This window comes from Neorhizobium galegae (genome assembly GCF_017877135.1).
In the GTDB taxonomy this organism is placed as follows: domain Bacteria; phylum Pseudomonadota; class Alphaproteobacteria; order Rhizobiales; family Rhizobiaceae; genus Neorhizobium; species Neorhizobium galegae_A.
In genome coordinates this window covers 219,703-237,451 of the sequence record NZ_JAGIPH010000006.1, presented here as the reverse complement: position 1 = coordinate 237,451, position 17,749 = coordinate 219,703, and the positions used below count along the sequence as shown (strand labels likewise).

General features: G+C 62.4%; 14 protein-coding genes. 7 read left to right on the top strand and 7 right to left on the bottom strand.

The annotated features are described in order from the left end of the window. From mmsB to araD1, 6 genes are all read right to left on the bottom strand, one after another. Window positions 1–1,194 carry a multiple monosaccharide ABC transporter permease gene (mmsB, locus tag J2858_RS18155; RefSeq protein WP_210106243.1) on the bottom strand — a complete coding sequence of 398 codons (1,194 nt, stop codon included), beginning with the start codon at window positions 1,192–1,194 and terminating at the stop codon, window positions 1–3. After that, the gene (gene mmsA, locus J2858_RS18150) at window positions 1,191–2,756 is read right to left on the bottom strand and encodes a multiple monosaccharide ABC transporter ATP-binding protein (protein WP_210106242.1); all 1,566 of its coding nucleotides are present in this window, start codon (window positions 2,754–2,756) and stop codon (window positions 1,191–1,193) included. The genes mmsB and mmsA overlap by 4 nt, the downstream gene beginning before the upstream one ends. A gap of 62 nt (window positions 2,757–2,818) precedes the next feature. After that, a complete protein-coding gene (gene chvE, locus J2858_RS18145) occupies window positions 2,819–3,874 on the bottom strand; it encodes a multiple monosaccharide ABC transporter substrate-binding protein (RefSeq protein ID WP_377298185.1) in 1,056 nt (351 codons plus the stop codon). Between the two features lie 250 nt (window positions 3,875–4,124). Continuing rightward, window positions 4,125–5,957 (bottom strand): IlvD/Edd family dehydratase, encoded by a 1,833-nt coding sequence (locus tag J2858_RS18140; protein WP_210106240.1) that lies wholly within the window; start codon window positions 5,955–5,957, stop codon window positions 4,125–4,127. Between the two features lie 49 nt (window positions 5,958–6,006). After that, window positions 6,007–6,933 (bottom strand): Gfo/Idh/MocA family protein, encoded by a 927-nt coding sequence (locus J2858_RS18135; RefSeq protein WP_210106239.1) that lies wholly within the window; start codon window positions 6,931–6,933, stop codon window positions 6,007–6,009. Window positions 6,934–6,944: 11 nt separating this feature from the next. Continuing rightward, complete coding sequence (gene araD1, locus J2858_RS18130) at window positions 6,945–7,934, bottom strand: AraD1 family protein (RefSeq protein ID WP_210106238.1); 990 nt, start codon at window positions 7,932–7,934, stop codon at window positions 6,945–6,947. 312 nt (window positions 7,935–8,246) lie between these two features. Here araD1 and ytfQ point away from each other — a divergent pair, with 312 nt between their 5' ends. The 6 genes from ytfQ (at window position 8,247) to J2858_RS18100 (ending at window position 14,057) form a co-directional block, all read left to right on the top strand. Further along, window positions 8,247–9,206 carry a galactofuranose ABC transporter, galactofuranose-binding protein YtfQ gene (gene ytfQ, locus J2858_RS18125; protein ID WP_210106237.1) on the top strand — a complete coding sequence of 320 codons (960 nt, stop codon included), beginning with the start codon at window positions 8,247–8,249 and terminating at the stop codon, window positions 9,204–9,206. 187 nt (window positions 9,207–9,393) lie between these two features. After that, window positions 9,394–10,920, top strand: a complete 1,527-nt coding sequence (locus J2858_RS18120) for a sugar ABC transporter ATP-binding protein (RefSeq protein ID WP_210106236.1) — start codon at window positions 9,394–9,396, stop codon at window positions 10,918–10,920. Then, a complete protein-coding gene (locus J2858_RS18115; protein WP_210106235.1) occupies window positions 10,920–12,041 on the top strand; it encodes an ABC transporter permease in 1,122 nt (373 codons plus the stop codon). Before J2858_RS18120 ends, J2858_RS18115 begins: the two co-directional genes overlap by 1 nt. After that, the gene (yjfF, locus tag J2858_RS18110; RefSeq protein ID WP_210106234.1) at window positions 12,038–13,039 is read left to right on the top strand and encodes a galactofuranose ABC transporter, permease protein YjfF; all 1,002 of its coding nucleotides are present in this window, start codon (window positions 12,038–12,040) and stop codon (window positions 13,037–13,039) included. The genes J2858_RS18115 and yjfF overlap by 4 nt, the downstream gene beginning before the upstream one ends. Beyond that, the gene (locus tag J2858_RS18105; RefSeq protein WP_210106233.1) at window positions 13,026–13,757 is read left to right on the top strand and encodes a FadR/GntR family transcriptional regulator; all 732 of its coding nucleotides are present in this window, start codon (window positions 13,026–13,028) and stop codon (window positions 13,755–13,757) included. The genes yjfF and J2858_RS18105 overlap by 14 nt, the downstream gene beginning before the upstream one ends. Window positions 13,758–13,913: 156 nt before the next feature. Further along, window positions 13,914–14,057 (top strand): hypothetical protein, encoded by a 144-nt coding sequence (locus tag J2858_RS18100; RefSeq protein ID WP_210106232.1) that lies wholly within the window; start codon window positions 13,914–13,916, stop codon window positions 14,055–14,057. Window positions 14,058–14,084: 27 nt separating this feature from the next. Here J2858_RS18100 and J2858_RS18095 read toward each other — a convergent pair whose 3' ends face one another. Further along, window positions 14,085–15,836 (bottom strand): glycosyltransferase, encoded by a 1,752-nt coding sequence (locus tag J2858_RS18095; RefSeq protein WP_210106231.1) that lies wholly within the window; start codon window positions 15,834–15,836, stop codon window positions 14,085–14,087. 314 nt (window positions 15,837–16,150) lie between these two features. On the opposite strand from J2858_RS18095, the gene J2858_RS18090 reads away from it, so the two are divergent. After that, window positions 16,151–17,707, top strand: coding sequence for a DUF2235 domain-containing protein (locus J2858_RS18090; protein WP_210106344.1), 1,557 nt, complete (start codon window positions 16,151–16,153; stop codon window positions 17,705–17,707). Window positions 17,708–17,749: the final 42 nt, after the last annotated feature.

Sequence of the window (17,749 nt, the reverse complement as noted above, 5' to 3'; positions counted from 1 at the left end):
TCAACGACGCTGGTTGTAGACGTCCACGCAGACGGCGCCGAGCAGAACCAGGCCCTTGATGACCTGCTGGTAATCGATGCCGATGCCGAGAATGGACATGCCGTTGTTCATGACACCCATCAGGAAGGCGCCGATGACGGCACCCGTGACCTTGCCGACGCCGCCATAGGCCGAGGCGCCGCCGATGAAGCAGGCTGCAATCACGTCCAGCTCGAAGCCGGCGCCGGCCTTCGGCGTGGCGCTGTTGAGGCGTGCGGCAACCACGAGGCCGCCGAGCGCTGCCAGAACGCCCATGTTGACGAAGGTGAAGAAGGTCAGGCGGGCGGTCTTGATGCCCGACAGTTCGGCCGCGCGGATGTTGCCGCCGACGGCATAGATCTGGCGACCGATGATCGTGCGGTTGGTGAAGAAGCCATAGCCGGCAACCAGAAGCGCCATGATGATAAGTACGTTCGGCATGCCGCGATGCGACGAGATCAGGTAGGCGATGTAGCCGATGGCGGCGAGAACCAGGATGTTCTTGCCGACGAAGAAGCCGAAGGGCTCGCTCTCGACGCCATGCGACTGGCGACGGGCGCGGCTGCGGATGTTCTGCCAGACGAGCAGCAAGGCAAGCGCCAGGCCCAGGATCATCGAGGTGATGTAGAGGCCGCCTTCCGAGGAGAAGAATTCCGGAATGAAGCCGGAGGACAGCTTCTGGAAGGTCGGGTCGAACGGGCCGATCGAGCGGCCGCTCAGCACCGCGATCATGAAGCCGCGGAAGACAAGCATGCCGGCCAGCGTCACGATGAAGGACGGGATCTTGAAATAGGCAACGAAATAACCCTGCACCGCGCCGATCACGCCGCCGATGATGAGGCAGACGATGCTCGCCGTGACGAAGTCGAAATTATACTGCACCATCATCATCGCCGCGACCGCGCCGACGAAGCCGGCGACCGAGCCGACCGACAGGTCGATATGGCCGGCGACGATGATCATCAGCATGCCGAGCGCCATGATGACGATATAGCTGTTCTGCAGGATGATGTTCGTGAGGTTCAGCGGCTTCAGAAGAATGCCGCCGGTGGCGAACTGGAAGAACAGGACGATCACCACGAGCGACAGCAGCATGCCGTAATCGCGCAGGTTATCTTTCAGGAACGCTGCGGCGGACTGCCGAACGGCGGGGGCTGTGGTTTCGGGCGTGCTCATTCTTCTCTCCCCTTGCGGCGCATGATGGCGCGCATGATGTTCTCCTGGGTGGCGCCTTCGCCGGCCACTTCGCCGACGAATTCGCCCTCATGCATGACCATGATGCGATCGCAGATGCCGATCAGCTCGGGCATTTCGGAGGAGATCACCACGACCGCTTTTCCAGCGTCCGCGAGTTCGTTGATGATGGAATAGATTTCGTACTTGGCGCCGACATCGATGCCGCGGGTCGGCTCGTCGAGGATCAGCAGATCCGGATTGGTAAACAGCCATTTCGACAGGACAACCTTCTGCTGGTTGCCGCCCGAAAGCTTTCCCGTTTCCTGATAGACATTGTGGCTGCGGATGCGCATGCGGGCGCGAAATTCCTGCGCCACCTTCATCTCGGAAATATCGTCGATGACATTGCGGCGCGACACGCCCGGAAGGTTGGCAAGCGAGATATTCTTGCGAATGTCTTCGGCAAGGATGAGGCCGAGATGCTTGCGGTCTTCCGTCACATAGGCAAGGCCCGCGTCGATGGCGCGGTTGACGTTCGAGACATCGACGTCCTTGCCGTGCATGCGCACGGTGCCGGTGATGTTGCGGCCCCAGGAGCGGCCGAAGACACTCATGGCGAATTCGGTGCGTCCGGCGCCCATCAGGCCCGAAATGCCCACCACTTCACCGGCGCGCACCGACATGGAGACATTCTTGACGACGCGACGGCCCACATGCTGGGGATGATCGACGCACCAGTTCTCCACCTCGAAGATGACCTCGCCGATCTTCGGCTCGCGCTTGGGGTAGCGGCTTTCCAGATCGCGGTCGACCATCTTGCGGATGATCTCGTCTTCCTCGATGACGCCGGCATGGCAATCCATCGTATCGACGGTGCGGCCGTCGCGCAGCACCGTGATGCGGTCGGCGACTTCCGAAATTTCGTTCAGCTTGTGGCTGATGAGGATCGAGGTGATGCCCTGGCGGCGGAACTCCTTGAGGAGTTCGAGAAGGGCGGCACTGTCGGTTTCGTTGAGCGAGGCGGTCGGCTCGTCGAGGATCAGCAGGCGCACGTCCTTCGACAGCGCCTTGGCGATTTCCACCAGCTGCTGCTTGCCGACGCCTAGATTGGTGATCAGCTGATCGGGTGCCTCGCGCGAAAGCCCGACCTTGGCCAGAAGCGCCTTGGTGCGCTCATGCACGGCCGAACGGTCGATGACGCCGAAACGCGACGGCGCATTGGCAAGAAAGATGTTCTCGGCAATCGACATCAGCGGGATGAGCGCAAGCTCCTGGTGAATGATGATGATGCCAAGCGCTTCGGTATCGTTGATATTGCGGAAATTGCGTTCCACGCCATCATAAAGAATGGAGCCTTCGTAGGAGCCGTGCGGATAAACGCCGGACAGCACCTTCATGAGGGTCGACTTGCCGGCGCCATTTTCGCCGACCAGCGCGTGGATTTCGCCTTCGCGCACGGTAAAACTGACGTCTGACAGCGCCTTGACCGCGCCGAAGGACTTGGAGATGCCGCGCATTTCCAAAATCGGGGTGCGTTCGGCCGCAGGGACGGGATCGAGCATGCCATCTTCTCCGATGGGGAACGGAAGAGTGCGGCGGCTTTCACCGCCGCACCGGTGCAGACTTACTTGATCTGGGCTTCGGTGTAGTAACCCGAACCGATCAGGACTTCCTTCCAGTTGGTCTTGTCGACGGCAACCGGCTTCAGCAGGTAGGACGGAACGACCTTCTTGCCGTTGTCGTAGGTCTTGGTGTCGTTGACGGTCGGCTCCTTGCCGGTCATGACGGCATCAACCATGTCGACGGTGACCTTGGCCAGTTCGCGCGTATCCTTGAAGATCGTCGAATACTGTTCGCCGGCAATGATCGACTTGACGGACGGCACTTCGGCGTCCTGACCCGATACGAACGGCATGGCCTGGCCGCCGGAACCGTAGCCGACGCCCTTCAGCGACGACAGGATGCCGATGGAGATACCGTCATAGGGCGACAGAACAGCGTTCAGCTTCTTGTCGTTGTAGTAAGCCGACAGGATGGCGTCCATACGAGCCTGGGCGGTTGCACCGTCCCAACGCAGCGTGGAAACCTTGTCCATGCCAACCTGGCCGGAACCGACCTTCAGCACGCCCTTGTCGATGAGCGGCTGCAGAACGCTCATGGCGCCATTGTAGAAGAAGAAGGCGTTGTTGTCGTCCGGCGAACCGCCGAACAGTTCGATGTTGAACGGGCCCTTCTCGGTGTCGGCCTTGAGAGCCTTGACGAGCGTGGTGGCCTGCAGAACGCCGACCTGGAAGTTGTCGAACGTGGCGTAGTAGCTGACATTCGGCGTGTCGCGGATCAGGCGGTCATAGGCGATGACCTTGATCTTCTGGTCGGCAGCCTGCTGGAGAACGTCCGACAGGGTGGTGCCGTCGATGGCAGCGATAACCAGGACCTTGGCGCCCTTGGTGATCATGTTCTCGATCTGGGAGAGCTGGTTCGGAATGTCGTCTTCCGCATACTGCAGGTCGACGGTGTAGCCGCGTTCCTTCAGAACCTTGACCATGTTGTCGCCGTCGGCGATCCAGCGGGCCGAAGACTTGGTCGGCATGGCAACGCCGACAGTGCCCTTGTCGGCAGCGCCGGCCGGAGCCGCGATGGCCATGGCTGCAAACATGGCAGCCGTGGTGAGGTACTTCATCAGTTTCATAAGTTACTCCTCCTGAACGGCGGGTCTCCCTTCGAGCCCGCCAAGACCCCCGCGGGCGACGCGTGCCGCCGCCCACTCGTTTTTCGAAAATGCGTTCCACAGGTCTGCCGGACAAATCCGGGACTGCCAGGGGTAGGCCGCGTCAGACGCAATGCCCGCCTTGCTGCAACAGCGTCAGCCCGACGCAGACCGGGCCTTATGCCTTGCGGCTTGCCCGATCTTCGCGAGGAACAGCGTGTCCTCAGTGGTTGTCGCGCGGAATACCTTCCGTCTGCGCGATCCGCTGATACTTGACGGCCGGTTCGAGAACCGCGCCGGTTTCCATCTGACCGACGATACCGCGCTGGATTTCCTGCCACGGCGTCTGGTGCTTGGGATATTTGTAGCCGCCCGAAGCCTGAAGCTCGGCCTGGCGGGCCGCCAGCTCCTCGGGCGAAATGAGGATGTCGGCCTTGCCCTGGCCGACGTCGATGCGCACGCGGTCGCCGGTCTTCAGGATGGCAAGGCCACCGCCGGCTGCCGCTTCCGGCGAAGCGTTGAGGATCGACGGGCTGCCGGACGTGCCGGACTGGCGACCGTCACCGATGCAGGGAAGCGAGGTGACGCCCTTGTTGAGCAGGTAGTTCGGCGCACGCATATTGACGACTTCGGCCGCACCCGGATAGCCGATGGGGCCGGCACCGCGCATGAAGAGAACCGTGTTCTCGTCGATTTCCAGCGACGGATCGTCGATGCGGTGGTGGTAATCCTCCGGACCGTCGAACACCACGGCACGGCCCTCGAAGGCTTCCGGATCGTTCGGGTTCGAGAGGTAACGGTCGCGGAACTCCTTGGAGATCACGCTCGTCTTCATGATGGCCGAGGAGAAGAGGTTGCCGCGCAGAACGCGGAAGCCGGCATGGGCCTTCAGCGGCTGGTCGTAAGGCCGGATGACCTTTTCGTCCTCGATGATTGCGCCACGGCAGTTCTCGCCGATGGTCTTGCCGTTCACCGTCATGGCGTCCTCATGGATGAGGCCCTTGGTCATCAGCTGGTTGACGACGGCGGGAACGCCGCCGGCATGGTAATAGTCTTCGCCGAGATATTCGCCGGCCGGCTGCAGGTTGACGAGAAGCGGGATTTCCTCGCCATAGGTCTGCCAGTCATCGACGGTCAACTCGACGCCCAGATGGCGGGCAAGGCCGTTCAGGTGGATCGGCGCATTGGTGGAGCCGCCGATCGCGGAATTGACGCGGATGGCGTTGATGAAGGCTTCCTTCGTCATGATGTCGGACGGCTTCAGGTCTTCCTTGACCATGTCGACGATGCGAAGGCCGGTGAGGTAGGAAATTTCCTGGCGATCACGATAGGGGGCCGGAATGGCGGCCGAGCCCGGAAGCTGCATGCCGAGCGCTTCGGCAAGCGAATTCATCGTGGTGGCGGTGCCCATCGTGTTGCAGTAGCCGGTGGACGGCGCAGACGAGGCAACCAGCTTGACGAAGCCGGCATAGTCGATCTCGCCCTTCGCCAGCAGTTCGCGGGCCTTCCAGACGATGGTACCGGAGCCGGTGCGCTCGCCGCGGAACCAGCCGTTCAGCATCGGGCCGACCGACAGCGCGATCGCCGGGATGTTGACGGTGGCAGCGGCCATCAGACAGGCCGGCGTCGTCTTGTCACAGCCGATGGTGAGCACGACGCCATCGAGCGGATAGCCGTAGAGCACTTCCACGAGGCCGAGATAGGCGAGGTTACGGTCGAGGCCAGCCGTCGGGCGCTTGCCGGTTTCCTGGATGGGATGCACCGGAAACTCGATGGCGATACCGCCGGCTTCGCGAATGCCTTCACGCAGGCGGTTGGCGAGTTCCAGATGGTGGCGGTTGCACGGCGAAAGGTCCGAACCGGTCTGGGCAATGCCGATGATCGGGCGATCGGACTGCAGCTCGGCCTGGCTGAGGCCGAAGTTCATGTAGCGCTCCAGATACAGCGCCGTCATGTCCGCATTGTCGGGATTGTCGAACCAGGCGCGCGAGCGAAGCTTGCGGTTTTCGCCGGCCTTGGCGACGGCGGTGGCGATCGGGTTGTCCGAATTGCTCATGATCTTCTTCTTCTGCGAAAGGCGTTAAAAGGTGCGGCCGGCCTTGCGGTCAGTCTTCGAAAGCATCCACCACATGGCGGCGGCCCAGCATGAAGGCGTCGGCCACATGGACGAGAGGCGAGAAATCCGTATCCGACTGGCCCGTTTTTACCAGAGCCACGAAATGCCTGTAAAGATTGCGGTACTCGCGATCTTCCTCGACGATCTGGGCCTCTCCGTCGACGAGCAGCCGGCTGCCGCCGTGCGTCAGAACGACCGGACCCTCTTGCGTCTCCACGCGGATGTCCCAGGTCTGCGGGCCGGTCTGGCGCCAGTCGAACTCGGCCGTCAGCGCAAGGCCGCTTGCCGACTTGAAGGCGAGATTGGCCGCAATCGGGGCGGCGCGGTTTGCCGGGAAGGAGAGGTCCGAGGCTTCCAGATGGAAGGGCTCCGGCATGATTCGGGTGACGATCGACAGGGCATTGATGCCCGGATCGAAGACGCCGAGCCCGCCCGGCTCCCAGATCCAGTCCTGGCCCGGATGCCAGTGGCGCACGTCTTCCTTCCACTCCACATGCACAGAGCGCAGCGTGCGCTCGGCCAAAAGCTTGCGCGCCGGCTCGACGGCGGCTGCTTCGCGCGAATGCCAGGTGGCATACAGCGTCACGCCCTGCTTCTTGGCCAGTTCATCCAGCGCAAAGACTTCGGCAATCGTGGCGCCCGGCGGCTTTTCCAGCATCACGTGCTTGCCGGCCAGAAGCGCGGCGCGCGCCTGGGCAAAACGCCCCTGCGGCGGCGTGCAGAGCGAAACCGCATCCACGTCGATGCCGGACGCCAGAAGCGCATCGATATCGGCAAAACAGTGGATGTTCTCAAGCTTGGCATTGCGGCTGGCAACGGCCACCAGATCGATGCCGTCCGTGGCTGCGATGGCACCGAGATGCTGGTCGCGGGCGATCTTTCCAAGGCCGACAATGGCAAGGCGGATAGAGGACATGCGCACGACCCTTACAGCTTGGCGATGCTGACCGGCGCCTCGGCGGCGACAGCAAGGCGGTTGACAAGCGTCAACTTGAAGGGGGCAGCCGAAATCTCGAACTGGTCGCCGGGCTCGGTCTTGATGCCGTCGGAGAAGGACAGCGTCGCCGTGCCGAAGAAGTGCACATGCAGGTCGCCCGGGCGGCGGAACAGGTCATACTTGAAGTTATGATGCTCGAGGTTGGCAATCGTGTGCGACATGTTCGCTTCGCCGGACAGGAACGGCTTTTCGAAGATCACCTCGTCGCCACGGCGCACCAGCGAGGTGCCCTCGACGTGGTCCGGCAGGTCGCCGACCAGGAGTTCCGGACCAAGCGCTGCTTCGCGCAGCTTGGAATGGGCAAGCCAGAGATAATTGCCCTTTTCCGTCACGTGGTCGGAAAATTCGTTGGCAAGGCAGAAACCGAGGCGGAAGGGCGTGCCGTCGGGGCCGATCAGGTAGATGCCGGCAAGTTCCGGCTCCTCACCGCCATCGAGCGCAAAGGCGGGCGAGACGAGATCCTCGCCGGTTGCCTTCAGCTGAGAACCGTCGCCCTTGTAGAACCATTCCGGCTGGACGCCCGTTTCGCCATCCTTCGGCTTGCCGCCTTCGACGCCCATCAGGAACATGCGCATCGAATCGGTCGGCTTTTCTTCCGACTGGGCGGCCTTGTGCATCTTGTCGCGGCCGGAGGCGGAACCGAGATGGGTCAGGCCCGTGCCGGCAACGATCAAATGGGCGGGGTCTGCATGGGTGATCGGCAGGCCAAGGCGCTTTTCGGCAACGGCGGCATCCAGATCCACCACGGCGCCCTTTTCGAGGCCGGCAAGCGCCTGCTCGAAGGTCTGCCCGGCGGCAATGGCCTTTTCGGCCAGTTCATAGGTCGAGGACACGCCTTCGACGATCCGGGCCTCGCCTTCGCCATCCCAGGCAACAACGCGCAACTGCCCACCAACGGTGACCTGCAAAAGTCTCAACATATTCTTACGCACCTATTTCAAGCCTGACATGGCAAGTGGCCATGCCCTCCTCCCGCGCCCATGACGCGGCTGTGTGAATAATATGACTATTTAACCGCAATGCCTGTTGTCAAGCAGCCAACTGCGGTTTCCCCGCGCCGCACAACAACAATGCACTGCAATAATTTGAGGCGGGCTGCACCAATTAAATCGTTGTAATTGGCGGGTGTGTCACATTTTTTTGCGTTACCGTTAAAATTGCGCTTTTCAAAAGTATTATAATATGATCAGTTCGCGTCGTTCATAACTGGCATCATCTCTGGGAGGATATAGATGAGACAGGTACTTGCGACGATCGCCGTCGCCTTCACTCTCTCTTTGGCATCGAGCGTTTCGGCGCAATCTCTGACGGTCGGCTTCTCGCAGATCGGTTCGGAATCCGGCTGGCGTGCCGCTGAGACGACCGTGACCAAGCAGGAGGCTGAAAAGCGTGGCATCACGCTGAAATTCGCCGATGCGCAGCAGAAGCAGGAAAACCAGATCAAGGCCGTTCGCGGCTTTATCGCGCAGGGTGTCAGTGCCATCCTGATCGCTCCGGTCGTCGCCACCGGCTGGGATGCGGTGCTGAAGGAGGCCAAGGAAGAAAAGATCCCGGTCATTCTGCTCGACCGTCAGATCGATGCGCCCGACAGCCTTTATCTCACCGCCGTCACCTCCGACCAGGTGCACGAAGGCAAGGTTGCCGGCGACTGGCTGGTGAAGGATGTCGGCTCCAAGGACTGCAAGGTGGTCGAGCTTCAGGGCACCACCGGCTCCTCGCCGGCCATCAACCGCAAGAAGGGCTTTGAAGAAGCCATCGCTTCGCACGCCAATATCAAGATCGTGCGCTCGCAGACGGGTGATTTCACCCGGACCAAGGGCAAGGAAGTGATGGAAAGCTTCATCAAGGCCGAAGGCGGCGGCAAGGGAATCTGTGCCGTATACGCCCACAACGACGACATGGCCGTCGGCGCCATCCAGGCGATCAAGGAAGCCGGCCTGAAGCCGGGCACCGACATCAAGGTCGTCTCCATCGACGCCGTGCCGGATATCTTCAAGGCCATGGCCGCGGGCGAAGCCAATGCCACCGTGGAACTGACCCCGAACATGGCCGGTCCCGCCTTCGACATCCTTGCAGCCTACCTCAAGGACAAGAAGGAACCCAAGAAGTGGGTCCAGACCGAATCGAAGCTCTACACGGCCAAGGATGACCCGATGAAGGTCTACGAAGCCAAGAAGGGCCTCGGCTACTAAGCCTTGGAAAGCCGGCGCGGTCGAACAGGCCGCGCCGCAGGCTCAATGCCATGGCCGCGCCGAAAACGGTGCGCCTTGGCCCCTCCCGGACGTTGTGAGACGCCGCCCGCGCCACCGTCCGCTCTCTCCCCGTAAAGCTTCCGGAAGCCCGTATCGTCCGGAGCGCAAGCGTCGCGGAACCTTAGCCATGTCCAGCCAGATCCCCCTTCTCGAAGCCCGCAATATCGGCAAGAGCTTCCTTGGCATCGCAGCCCTTGACGGGGTGGATTTCACCCTGGAGCGCGGCGAGATCCACGCGCTTCTCGGCGAAAACGGTGCGGGAAAATCCACTCTGATCAAGATCCTCACCGGCGTTTACCGGCGTGACCGCGGCAGCATCCAGCTGGAAGGCACCGAAATCCTGCCCGAAACGGTGGCCGACGCCCAGGCGCTCGGCATCGGCACCGTCTATCAGGAGGTGAACCTTCTCGAAAACCTCACCGTTGCCGAAAACCTCTATCTCGGCCGCCAGCCGCGCCGCTTCGGTCTTCTCGACCGCAAGGCGATGACCGCCGGCGCCCGCGCGCTTCTGGCGCGCTACGGGCTCGACATCGACGTGAATGCGCTTCTCTCCAGCTATTCGGTGGCCATCCGACAGATCGTGGCGATCGCGCGCGCCGTCGATCTCTCCGGCAAGGTGCTGATTCTCGACGAGCCGACGGCAAGTCTGGACGGCCAGGAGGTCGAGATGCTGTTTCAGGTGCTGCGTCAGCTGAAGGCAGAAGGGCTCGGCATCGTCATCATCACGCATTTTCTGGCGCAGGTTTATGCGGTCGCCGACCGCGCCACCGTGCTGCGTAACGGGCGCCTCGTCGGCACCCGCGCGCTGTCCGGCCTGCCGCGCATGGAGCTGATCTCCATGATGCTCGGCCGCGAACTTCTGGAAATCGAAAGCGAGCATGCGAGTGACCGTGCATCCGCGGGTGCTGCGGGCGAAGCACCGATTCGCTTTGAAAATTACGGTCGCCGCGGCAGCATTGCCCCATTCGATCTCTCGATCCAGCCCGGTGAAGTGGTGGGTATTGCGGGCCTTCTCGGCTCCGGCCGCACCGAAACCGCCTTCCTGATGTTCGGCATCGACCGTCCCGACAGCGGCGAGGCAAAGATCGACGGACGCGCGGTGGCGCTCAATTCGCCGCAGGCGGCGATTGCGAACGGTTTTGGCTTCTGCCCGGAAGAGCGCAAGACCGATGGCATTATCGGCGAGTTTTCGGTTGCCCAAAACATTGCCCTTGCGCTGCAGGCCCGCGACGGCTGGGCGCGCCCGATCTCCGCAAAGGCGCAGAGGGCGCTCGCGCAGGAGTTCATCCGCTCCCTTGATATCCGCCCGCCGGATCCCGACCGGCCGATCAAGTTCCTGTCCGGCGGCAATCAGCAAAAGGCGATCCTTGCCCGCTGGCTGGTCACGGGGCCGCGCCTCCTCATTCTCGACGAGCCGACACGCGGCATCGATATCGGTGCGCATGCGGAAATCCTGAAGATGATCGAGAAGCTCTGCGCCGACGGCATGGCGCTGGTGGTGATCTCGTCTGAACTGGAAGAACTGACCGCCGTTGCCCACCGCGTCATCGTTCTTTCCGACCGCGCCCATGTGGCCGAACTGAAAGGCGCCGAGGTGACGGCCGACAACATCATGCGCGCCATTGCCGCGCCCGCAACGACGGAGGCCGCGTGATGCAGACCACGCCGATTTCAGCCGCCCTCACCCGCAAGCTGCGCCGCCTTGGCCCCCAGCTTGCCGCCCTTTTCGCCATCCTTGCGCTGATCACCCTGATCTCCCCCGGTTTCCTCAGCATCACCGTGCAGAACGGCCGTCTCTATGGCAGCCTCATCGACGTTCTGGTGCGCGCCGCGCCGGTGGCGCTTCTGACCATCGGCATGACGCTGGTGATTGCGACACGCGGCATTGACCTCTCGATCGGCGCCGTTATCGCCATTTGCGGCGCCGTTGCCGCAAGCCTTGTGGCCGATGGTTATCCGCTGGTGGCCGTGCTTGTCGCCGTCACCGCCGTCGGTCTCGTCTGCGGCCTGTGGAACGCCGTGCTCGTCGCCTTTCTCGATATCCAGCCGATCATTGCGACCCTTATCCTGATGGTGGCCGGGCGAGGCATTGCGCAGCTCATCACCGAAGGCGTCATCCTCACCTTCAACAATGATGATTTTGCCGATATCGGCTCGGGCGCGCTGTTTGGCATTCCGGTGCCGGTGCTGCTCTGGCTTGCCACCGGCCTTCTCGTCGGACTTCTGGTGCGCCGCACGGCGCTTGGCTTTCTCATCGAAGCCACGGGCATCAACCGGCGCGCCGCCATGCTCGCCGGCGTCCAGGCGCGCTTCCTGCTGATCTTCGTCTATGCGGTGTCCGGCGTCATGGCCGCGATTGCCGGCCTGATCATCACCGCCGATATCCGCGGGGCAGACGCCAACAATGCCGGCCTCTGGCTGGAGCTCGATGCGATCCTGGCGGTCGTCATCGGTGGCACGTCGCTGAACGGCGGGCGCTTTTCCATCACCGCCTCGCTCATCGGTGCCTTGATCATCCAGTCGATCAATACCGGCATTCTCGTGTCCGGCTTTCCCCCGGAATTCAACCTCATCATCAAGGCGAGCATCATCATCGTCGTTCTGACGCTGCAATCGCCGGCGCTCGGCTTTATCGGCGGCTTCCTGCGCCCGCCGGGCAATGCCGGCCAACCGATCGGCAAGGCATCCGCTGAGCCGCGTGCGGGCGAGAAGGCGGGCACGACCCGCACCGACCGCGCGCCGACGACCTTCTCCACGCAAGAGCGCACCTCATGAAAAACGCCCGTAACCTGCCATTCCTGGCGACGCTGATCGTCTTCCTGATCGCCTACGCGCTTTGCACGCTGCAGTTTCCCAACATGCTCTCGACGCGAGTGGTGGCGAACCTGCTCTCCGACAATGCCTTTCTCGGCATTGCAGCGGTCGGCATGACGTTCGTCATCCTGTCTGGCGGCATCGATCTGTCGGTCGGCTCCGTGATTGCCTTTACCAGCGTGTTCGTGGCGGTTCTGGTCGGCTCCTTCGACCTGCATCCGATGACCGCCTTTACGCTGTCGCTCGTGCTGTCGACACTGTTTGGCGCCGGTATGGGGCTGATGATCCGCTACCTTGCCATTCCGCCCTTCGTCGTTACCCTTGCCGGCATGTTTCTGGCACGCGGCGCGGCCTATCTGGTCTCCACGCAGTCGGTTCCGATTACGCACCCCTTCTTTGAAACCATCCAGACGGTATCGGTGCGTCTTCCCGGCGGCGGACGGCTGACGGCGATGGCCATGCTGATGCTTCTGGTGTTTGCGATAGGCGCCCTGGTCGCTAGCCGCACCCGCTTCGGGGCCAATGTCTATGCCCTTGGCGGCAATGAACAATCGGCCGCGCTGATGGGCGTGCCGGTTGGGCGCACGATTATCGGAATTTATGCCCTTTCCGGCTTTCTGTCGGGCTTGTCAGGCATTGCCTACACGATCTACACGTCATCGGGCTATTCGCTCGCGACCGTCGGCATCGAGCTCGATGCGATTGCGGCCGTTGTGATCGGCGGCACGCTGTTGACCGGTGGCACCGGGCTTGTGGCAGGAACGCTGGTCGGCATTCTCATCCAGGGGCTGATCCAGACCTATATCGTCTTCGACGGCACGCTGTCGTCGTGGTGGACCAAGATCGTGATCGGCATCCTGCTGTTTGCCTTCATCGCTTTGCAGCGTGCCATCATCTGGTATTCAAACAGGCGCCTGGCCGATGGCGCTGCAAGAGGAGAATTGCGTGGGGCTGCTTGAGACGACGATCACCGGCAAGAAGCGCGGCAGCAGCCATGCGCATGTGGTGGCGGAACTGGGCAGCGCAATCGTTTCGGGCGCCATCGCAGAAGGCGAGATCCTGCCCGGCGATGCCGATCTGTCCCTGCGATTCGGCGTCTCGCGCACCGTGTTGCGCGAGGCGATGAAGACGCTGTCGGCCAAGCGGCTGATCGAGCCGAAGGCCAAGGTCGGAACCCGCGTGCTGCCGCGGTCCAACTGGAATTTCTTTGATCCGGACGTGCTCGGCTGGCGCTGCGATGCGGGCATGGATCTCACTTTCATCGAATATCTGGCCGAAATGCGCATGGCGCTGGAGCCGGCGGCAGCGGCGGCCGCCGCCGAACGGGCGACCAGCGACGATATCGTGGCGCTTTATGCCATCGCGGCGAAGTTCGATGATCTCAATCACACGCCCGAGACTATCGCCAAGGTGGACCTTGAATTTCACCTCGCCATCGCGCGCATTTCGGGCAATCCATTCATGCGCTCGGCAAGCGCGCTGATCGAAGCCGCCCTTGCCATTTCCTTCCGCCTCTCCTCGCCGGCCTCGTCGCCGGAAATGATCGACGAGGTAGCGACGAACCACTTGCGCATCGCCCATGCGATTGCCTCGCGCGATCCGGAAAAGGCCATTGCCGCCATGCGCCACGTCATCGATGTCGGCCGCGGCCGCATCCAGAAGTCTTTTGACGGCTAAAGGCCGGAAGCGACCGCCTGACGGCCCCCTTGGCCCTTGCCGCATAGCCCGTCCCGCGCCGCCCCGCGGCGGACGCTCGCGGAACATTCCCCTCTCCTGCCGGTTGCGTGCAAAGGGTCGCCACGACGCGGCGCCCACCACAAGGAGAGTACGGCCATGGACGCAGAAAATCACCGCCTACAGGACCAGCCTTCCGAAGGCGATCGCGACACGGTGGAGCGCGAACTGAAACGCCAGGACGACAAGCTCAAGCAGGAAAAAGCCGCCAAGGCCGCCGAGGATCAGGCAAAGCCCGCCTGACCAGCGGTGCCATTGAAGCCGGCACGATCATGACCGCCGGGCGACACGCGTGAAGCGCGGCGATAAGGCTTCATTTGCCATGGGCAGGGCCTTGTCGCCAGAGAGAGGGGCGGCCGGAAATGGTGCGAGCGTCGCTCCGGGCCAACTGACGTGTGTGGGACCGCGCTTGCCTTGCGCACTCTCTTCCGGCGCGCCCAGAAGCTCCCCGGACACGAGGATTTCCAGCTGCGGCAGACCAAGCGGGACCACGCCGGCATCGCGCGCCAGCAAGCCGAAACCTTCCGTATCGATCAGGTGTCGATAAGGCCGCTCCGGGAAAAGCAGGCCGGCGCGGTGGCAATCGGCATCGACCAGCAGCATCGTCCTGCCCACCCCGTGCAGCGGCACCGTATCAAGGTAGCGAAGGTCGTGGAGATGGCGGCGGAATTCCCAGCTGTGCGGCGGTTGCAGCAATCCTTGGCGCACATGGCCATAGAAATCCGCGCGCGCCGGCTCGGCGATCATCAGGAAGCTGCCGGTATCGGCACTCTGTCCACCGGGATCTTGCACCGCATGAGGAACGGCGATTCGCGCCCCGGATCGCGTCAGCTGTGCCACGATATCGGGCGGATAATCCATCGCCTCCGTGACGATCCAGAGCACACGGTCATGGCGCGCCTTAAGCGTTGCGGCGAGAAGTTCGTTGCGGATCGCGGCAAGCCTTGAAAGTGCGCCGCGCTTTCCCCGGCCAGGGCCCAAACGCTTGCGCGCGATCCTGACGACACCCGCCGAGGCGAATGTGCCGCCATGGCGGGCGATGAAGTCATCGAGCACATCCGGCCTTCCACCGCCGCCATGCCCGAACCACAGATGCAGCTTGTCGCGCGGATGGCCAAGCGACAGAAGGCGCTCGCAAAAGCTTGAAAGCTGAGGCCCGGCCTTCAGCATCGGCACAAGCACGAGCACGTGACCTTCCTCGGAAGGCTGGCGCGACGCGCGCGCAAGAAGCGCCCGGTCAAGCTGGCCAAGCACCCGGCCCGGAGCAAGCCGCGGGCCGCCCGACAGACGGTCGAAGATCTGGCGCACACGCGCCGTCTTGCGCCGCCACCAGGTTCTTCGGGTGCGCGCGTACCAACTGCCCTTCCAGAGATGGGTCGATAGCGTCAGATGCCCGTAAGGCCCATAGCGAACACTGTCTGAGGGCGCGCCGTGCACATCGGTATCGGCAAACACGCCGCAGGAATTCAGCGCCAGCCCCTCGCGATCGGCATAATCGCGCACGGCGGCCGTCAGAACCAGGGGTCCGGTGGTTTCCAGAACATCGCCGTGACGACGCTCGGCCATCAGGCGGCAAAGGTCGATGACCCCGGACCAGAACGGATGCCCCGGCGGGCTTGCCATGGTGCCATTGAACCACAGCCGGTCGAGGCCGCGCACCAGCGCCGGCTGCCAGTGACGCGCCGGCTCCTCGCACAGGATCACGCGCGGATCGCCGGCGAGCGGCTCGAGCGAGGCGAGGCAGCGCGTATCGACATCGGCATAGAGGCCACCGAAGCGCTGAAGAATGCAGTATCGGGCAAGATCTGCCCGCTGAACGGGCCGCCCATAGGACAGGTAGAGATCAAGAAGATCGGGCCTCTCCTTTTTGAAGAAGGCCAGTAGATCTTCGTCGGTCCAGAAGTGGTATTCCCAGCCGGGATTGTGCGTGATCCAGCTTTCCGGATCGCCCATATCCGGTGGCACCTGACGGGTCTTCCACGTCTGGTGAATGATCCGGGGAATACCGCTGGAAAACGTCAAGACTTTCATCCGGATGAGGTGCGCAGGTTGCTGTGGCGCCTTTCGGCGCCAGCCCCCCGCTTAAAGTGAAGTCCGATACACTGTCAATATTCGGATTTACTTCTGTCTAAGGGTGTTTTCGCAGACCCTTTTGCGCACAATGGTATCAATCTTCAAAATTATGTCTTGGAGATTAGGATTTATAATCGACAAAGCCTGTAAATTCTAATTTAGAACGATTTCTTACACTACCGTGGGTATATCGCGACGAGAATCATCTTGATGCAACACTCGTTTCCCGTCACTCTACCAAGATGAAGGCAGGGGGCGTGGCAATGCATCTTTGTGTGTTCAGTGATGGGACGTGGAACACGCCCGACCAGATGGATGCCGGCCTGCCGGCGCCGACCAATGTCGTCAAACTGCGCAATGCGCTGGTCGAAGAAGGCACGGACGGCGCAGAGCAGCGGGTCTATTATCATCCGGGCGTCGGCACCGATGGAAGCTGGTGGAACCGGGTGGTCGGCGGCGGCCTTGGCGAGGGGCTCGATCACAATATCATGAGCGCCTATGCCTGGCTCTGCCGCAATTACCAGAGGGAGGCCCGCATCTGGTTGTTTGGCTTCAGCCGCGGCGCCTATACGGCGCGCAGTCTTGGCGGCATGATTTCACGCTGCGGGCTGATCGATCCCGAAGCATCGGAGCTTGACGATTCCGCTCTGTGGAGCGCCGTCAAGGAGACCTTCGACCATTATCGCACACCTGCCGACCAAGTGCCGGACCTCGTGGCGAGCGATGAGTTGCATTTTCATGGCGTCGCCACCGGCTCTTCCACACGCCACAGCATCAGGATCCACTTCATCGGCGTGTGGGATACGGTGGGTGCGCTGGGCGTGCCCGATGACATGGGCCTTCTTAACCTCATCGACAATCCCGACAACTTCCGGTTCCACGATACCGATCTGAGCCCCGTGGTGCAGAACGCACGCCATGCCCTCGCGATTGACGAGATGCGGCAAAGTTTTACCCCGACGCTGTGGACGAATGTTGAGGATGATCCGCGGGTGAAGCAGGTCTGGTTTCCCGGCGTCCATGCGGATGTGGGCGGCGGTTATGGCCGGTGCGAGCTGAGCGACGGAGCGCTCGTTTGGATGATGGATGAGGCGCATCCGCTTGGTCTTGGCCTCCGCCCGACCGTTCGCGCCAAACTTGCGCCCCCGAAAGGGCAGGGCTTCCTGCATGATTCCGCCACCGGCATCTTCCAGTCGTTAAAGACACGGCCGCGCGATGTGCCCCTATTCGAAACCGGCAATCCGCACCTGCATACGTCCGCCCTTGCGCGTCATGACGATCCGCCGTTGTCGCAGGGGCCCTATTGGAAAACCCGATTGGTGGTGGCCGGCCAGTCCGAAAGCGTCGATATTTTCGCCCGGCCGCACTGGAATTTTACCGGCCTATATCTCGAAGCCGGGGTGCCTTACACCTTTTCCGCGCAGGGACAGTGGCTCGATTCCAGCCTGAAAAGCGGACCGGCCGGCACGCAGGACGGCCAGTTTCACCTCGGCGAAATTGCCCATGTCGCCTCCTCGCTGATCGGCAAGGGCGAGGCACTGTTTGCCCGCCTCTCCGGCAACCCACAGGTGGATTTCTGGTATACGAAACGCCAGGAAGCGATGCCGTGGTTCGCCTTGATCGGCTTGGTGGCAAATGGCGTCCACGTGCCGCCGGCCGGCACGAAGGTTCCTGACTTTCCGACCCACGAGGTCTTCCTCATCGGCAATGCGGCGCAATTTACGCCCTCGCGCAGCGGCTATCTCTATGCCTTCGCCAATGATGCCTGGCAGGCCTATGATAACAATGCCGGCAGTGTGAGGCTCACTGTCAGCCGGTAGCGTCCCCACCTGTCGACCCTGGCGGGCCATTGCCCGACATGC